The 5,445-nt window shown below is 68.5% G+C and carries 5 protein-coding genes; 2 read left to right on the forward strand and 3 right to left on the reverse strand.

Annotated elements, in window-relative coordinates:
* The 3 genes from ACXJKH_RS13565 to ACXJKH_RS13575 form a co-directional block, all read right to left on the reverse strand.
* A partial coding sequence (locus ACXJKH_RS13565) for a DEAD/DEAH box helicase (RefSeq protein WP_457320007.1) occupies positions 1–831 on the reverse strand: 831 nt, incomplete at its 3' end.
* Positions 832–879: 48 nt separating this feature from the next.
* Positions 880–1,200: a hypothetical protein gene (locus ACXJKH_RS13570; protein WP_457320009.1), complete on the reverse strand. Its 321-nt coding sequence runs from the start codon at positions 1,198–1,200 to the stop codon at positions 880–882.
* Positions 1,201–1,203: 3 nt separating this feature from the next.
* Positions 1,204–2,280, reverse strand: coding sequence for a YeiH family protein (locus ACXJKH_RS13575; protein WP_457320011.1), 1,077 nt, complete (start codon positions 2,278–2,280; stop codon positions 1,204–1,206).
* Positions 2,281–2,385: 105 nt separating this feature from the next.
* On the opposite strand from ACXJKH_RS13575, the gene ACXJKH_RS13580 reads away from it, so the two are divergent.
* Complete coding sequence (locus tag ACXJKH_RS13580) at positions 2,386–3,288, forward strand: LysR family transcriptional regulator (RefSeq protein WP_457320013.1); 903 nt, start codon at positions 2,386–2,388, stop codon at positions 3,286–3,288.
* 36 nt (positions 3,289–3,324) lie between these two features.
* On the forward strand, positions 3,325–5,208 hold the full coding sequence (locus ACXJKH_RS13585) for an ATP-binding cassette domain-containing protein (RefSeq protein WP_457320014.1): 1,884 nt from the start codon (positions 3,325–3,327) through the stop codon (positions 5,206–5,208).
* Positions 5,209–5,445: the final 237 nt, after the last annotated feature.

Consider the following 5,445-nt stretch of genomic DNA (forward strand, 5'->3'; position numbering starts at 1 on the left):
CTGTTCCATTTCACCGTGCAGCGGCAGCGCCGAGAAGCCGAACTGCTGCAGCGAGTTGGCCACATCGTCGACGTCGCGGCGGGTGTTGCAGAACACCACCGTCGATTCCGGGTTGTACTTGAGCAGCAGCCCGGCCAGCGCCTTCTGCTTGCTGGCCAGGTCGGTCTCGCAGAACAGGTGGCGGATCGCCGGCGCGTTGTCGGCGCCTTCAACGGTCACCTCGACCGGGTCGCGCAGCAGCTCACGCGCGATCTGGCGGATCTCATCGGGGTAGGTGGCCGAGAACAGCAGCGTCTGCCGGTCCTTGCTGGTGCGGCCGGCGATCTCGCGGATCGGCTCTTCAAAGCCCATGTCGAGCATGCGGTCGGCTTCGTCCAGCACCAGCGTGGTCACCCCGCCCAGCTTCAGCGCACGCTTGCGGCCCAGCTCCTGGATGCGTCCGGGCGTGCCCACCACCACGTGCGGGTCGTGCGCTTCCAGCGACGCCAACTGCGGGCCGAGCGGCATGCCGCCGGTCAGCACCACCAGCTTCAAATTGGGGATGCCGGTGGCCAGTTTGCGGATCTGCTTGCCGACCTGGTCGGCCAGTTCGCGGGTCGGGCACAGCACCAGCGCCTGGGCGCGGATCACCGACGGATCCAGTGCCTGCAGCAGGCCCAGCCCGAACGCGGCGGTCTTGCCGCTGCCGGTGGGGGCCTGTGCGATCAGGTCGCGGCGATCGAGGATGGCCGGCAGGCTCTGCGCCTGCACGGGGGTCATGCGGGTATAGCCCAGCGCGTCGATGCCCGCCGCCAGCGAGGCCGACAGGGGCAGTTCGGAGAATTCGTTCATGGCGCATTCTACCCGCTGCGCCGCTCGCCGGGCGGGTGCCGGCCAGGCTCAGGCCAGATCCAGCGCCCGCAGTCTCTCCATCAGGGCACCGTGCTGGGCATGGCTGAACTCGCCGAGGCTGGCGCCGACGTCCAGAATCACCGTGTGAAACCATGGATTGGGATGCCGGAGGTCTTCCTCCCAGGACACCGCGACGTCCGCGCCCAGCACCTGCCTCAGCAGCTCGAGCAGGTCGTCTTCGGCTTCATCCACGGCCCCGTAGCGCGCCAGCAGCAGCAGGTACGGAATGCGCAGGCAGCGGCGATCAACGGGTGGGACGCGCTCACGTTTCATCGCGCCAGTTTTGCATGCTGCATGCTGCACACGCATGGCTCATCCGAGCAGCGCATGCACGCCCAGGTTGATGCCCAGTCCGCCGGCCAGCAGCCAGCCGAACAGCAGCAGGGCAAGCAGCAGCGGCTTGATCCCGGCCTGGCGCAGCGCCGAGACGTGGGTGGTGAGGCCAAGCGCGGCCATCGCCATGGCCAGCAGCACGTTGTCCAGGTCGATGGCCGCAGCGACCATCGCCGAAGGCAGCACATGCAGCGAGTTGATCCCGGCCACCGCCGCGAATCCGAACGCGAACCACGGCACCACGATCGTCGCGCGCGCCGCGCCGGGCTGCATGACACGGCCGCGTGCCAGCAGCAACGACAGCGCGAGCAGGAACGGGGCCAGCATCATCACCCGCACCATCTTGGCGATCACCGCCGTATCGGCGGCGCCCTGGCTCACCGCACGCCCGGCCGCAACCACCTGCGCCACTTCATGAACGGTCGAGCCGGTGAACACGCCGTAGGCCGCTTCGCTCATCGGCACCCAGCCATGGGCAAGGTTGAGCTGATACAACAGCGGGTACAGGAACATCGCCAGCGTGCCGAACACCACCACCGTCGATACCGCCACGGTCACCTGCTCGGCGCGACCGCGCACCACCGGCTCGGCGGCCATCACCGCCGCCGCGCCACAGATCGCGCTGCCCGCGCCGATCAACAGCGCGCTCTCGCGATCCATCCCGAACCAGCGGGTGCCGGCCCACCAGGCCAGCGCGAAGGTGCTGCCCAGCACCAGCGCATCAACCAGCACGCCGGCCACGCCGACCTGGCCGATGTCCTGGAACGTCAGCCGCAGCCCATACAGCACGATGCCGGCGCGCAGCAGCCACTGCTTGGAAAAGCCGACCCCGCACGCGGCCTGCGCGGCGAGGCGCGGATAGACGCTGTTGCCCAGCGCGATACCGAGCACGATGGCCAGGGTCAACGCGCTGATGCCGTGCGCCTGCAGCCATGGCAGCGTTGCCAGGCCCATCGCGGCCGCCGCCACCCCCGCGGTCAGCAGCAGGCCCGGCACGCGGCCGCGCCAGCGCTGGGCCAGGGACGTCGAGGGCAGGGCGGCGGTAGAGGTGTTCACGGCAACGCTCCGGTGGGATCAGGTGAACAGCGTGCGCGTCGGCAATGAACCTGTAAAACGCATTGTTCATCTGATTTCAACCAGTTCTATGCGTTAATGTCCGCCATGCACCTCACCTTGCGCCAATGGCAGGTTTTCGTGGCTGTCGCCGACGCGGGTACCACGGCGGCGGCGGGCACGCAGCTGGCGCTGTCGCAGTCGGCCACCAGCGCCGCGCTCAACGAACTGGAAGCCCACCTGCCCGCGCCGCTGTTCGATCGCATCGGCCGGCGCTTGGTGCTCAACGCGCACGGTCGGGCGCTGCTGGACCCGGCGCGGGCGCTGCTGGTCGCTGCCGCCGACATGGAGACCGTGGCCGGGGTCGGGCAGGACCGCACGCTCGACCAGGTCCCGCTGCAGTTGCGGATCGGCGCCAGCAGCACCATCGGCAACTACCTGCTGCCGACGCGCGTGGCCGCGCTGCTGGCCGACAACCCGCTGGCGCAGGTCGACCTGCGCATCGGCAACAGCGCCGACGTGGTGGCTGCAGTGCAACGGCTGGAGGTCGACCTGGGCCTGATCGAGGGCCCGTGCCATGAAAGCGGCCTGCAGGTGCTGCCGTGGCAGCGCGATGCACTGGTGATCGTCGCTGCGGCCGACGCGCCGCTCGGGCCGATGCCGGACCTGGCCACGCTGGCCAACGCGCGCTGGCTGCTGCGCGAACCCGGGTCGGGCACCCGCGAGGCGGTCGAGCAGGCGCTGCTGCCGCATCTGCACCACTTCGGCCGATCCATGCGGCTGGGCAGCACCGAGGCAATCAAGCAGGCGGCAGCGGCCGGGCTGGGCGTGGCCTGCCTGTCCGGCCACGCCGTGGCCGATCTGGTTGCGCTGGGCACGCTGCGTATCCTGGACACCCCGTTGCCGCTCCTGTCGCGGCAGCTGTGGGTGGTCCGGCACCCGGGCAAGCAGGTGCCGCCGGCATTGGCCACGCTGCTGGGCCTGCCGCCGGACGCTTTCGCGCACGGTTGAGCGACGCCGCGCACCGCCAGCCCGTACAATGGTCGGATGCCTCTGATTACTCTCCAAAAMGTCGACTTCAGCGTCGGCGGCCCCTTGTTGCTGGAAAAAGCCGAACTGTCGATCGAGCCGGGCGAGCGTATTGCCCTGATCGGCCGCAACGGCGCCGGCAAATCGACCCTGCTCAAACTGCTGTCCGGCGATCACAAGCCCGATGACGGCGAAGTCCGCGTGCAGCAGGGGGTGCGCATCACCCGCCTGGAACAGGAGGTGCCGCACGGTGCCGCCGGCAGCGTCTTCGACGTGGTCGCCGATGGCCTGGGCGAGCTGGGCCAGTGGCTGGCCGAGTTCCATCACCTGAGCATGGCCGACGACTTCGACGGCGATGCCTTGTCGGCCGTACAGGCCAAGATCGACGCCGCCAACGGCTGGGGCCTGGATCAGCGCGTCAGCGAGACCCTGACCAAGCTCGACCTGGACGGCGATGCCGAATTCGCGCGCCTGTCCGGCGGTATGAAGCGCCGCGTGCTGCTGGGCCGCGCGCTGGTGTCCTCGCCGGATCTGCTGCTGCTGGACGAACCCACCAACCACCTGGACATCGAAGCCATCGACTGGCTCGAAATGTTCCTCAAGAACTGGAACGGCAGCGTGGTGTTCGTCACCCATGACCGTCGCTTCCTGCGCGCGCTGGCCACCCGCATCGTCGAGATCGACCGCGGCCAGGTCACCAGCTGGCCCGGCGACTGGGCCAACTACGAACGCCGCCGCGAAGAGCGCATGAACGCACAGGCGCAGGAAAACGCGCGCTTCGACAAACTGCTGGCGCAGGAAGAAATCTGGATCCGCCAGGGCATCAAGGCCCGTCGTACCCGCGACGAAGGCCGTGTGCGCCGCCTCAAGGCGATGCGCAACGACCGTTCGCAGCGCCGCGAGCTCGGCGGCAACGTGCGCATGGAAGCGGCGCAGGCGGAGAATTCCGGCAAGAAGGTCATCGACGTCAAGGACATCTCCTTCGCCTTCGGCGAGCGGGTGATGGTCAAGGATTTCAGCACCGTCATCCTGCGCGGCGACCGCATCGGCCTGATCGGTCCCAACGGCAGCGGCAAGACCACGCTGCTCAAGCTGCTGCTGGGCGACCTGCAGCCGCAGGGCGGCGAAGTACGTGCCGGCACCAACCTGCAGATCGCCTACTTCGACCAGTACCGTGCGGTGCTGCGCGAAGACTGGACGGCGATCGAGAACGTGGCCGAAGGCCGCGATTTCATCGAGTTCAACGGCAAGCGCAAGCATGTGCACGCCTACCTGCAGGACTTCCTGTTCTCGCCCGAGCGTGCGCGCGCGCCGATCACCCGTCTGTCTGGTGGCGAGCGCAACCGCCTGCTGCTGGCCAAGTTGTTCGCCCAGCCGTCCAACCTGCTGGTGATGGATGAACCGACCAACGACCTGGACGTGGAAACCCTCGAACTGCTCGAAGAGCTGCTGAGCGACTACACCGGGACCCTGCTGCTGGTCAGCCACGACCGTGACTTCCTCGACAACGTGGTGACCTCCACCATGGTCATGGAAGGCGACGGCGTGGTCGGCGAATACGTCGGCGGTTACACCGACTGGCAGCGCCACGCGGCACGCGTGGCGGCCGCCGCCGCGTCGGCACCGGTGGCGGCGGCCAAGCCCGTTGCGGCTGCATCGGCTGCTGCCGCCCCGGCCGAGCCCAAGCGCAAGCTCAGCTACAAGGACGCGCGCGAGCTGGAACAGTTGCCGCTGAAGATCGAAACGCTGGAGAAGGACGTCGAAGGCCTCACCGCCGCGATGAACGCCCCGGCGTTTTACCAGCGCAGCGCCGCCGACATGGCCGCGCACACCCAGCAGTTGGGCAAGGTGCAGGCGGAACTGGATGCCGCCTACGCACGCTGGGAAGAGCTGGACGCCTGATCCGGCGATCGACGTAGAGCCGACCGTTGGTCGGCTTGACGATGCGGGACGTGTGGAACCGACCGCAGGTCGCCCGCACGCGAAGAACCGAACGTTGGTCGGCCCCATGCGTAGAGCCGACCGTTGGTCGGCCTCACACGTAGAGCCGACCGTTGGTCGGCCTCACACGTAGAGCCGACCGTTGGTCGGCCTCACRCGTAGAGCCGACCGTTGGTCGGCCTCACACGTAGAGCCGAC

It is taken from the genome of Stenotrophomonas sp. P5_B8, from assembly GCF_054049855.1.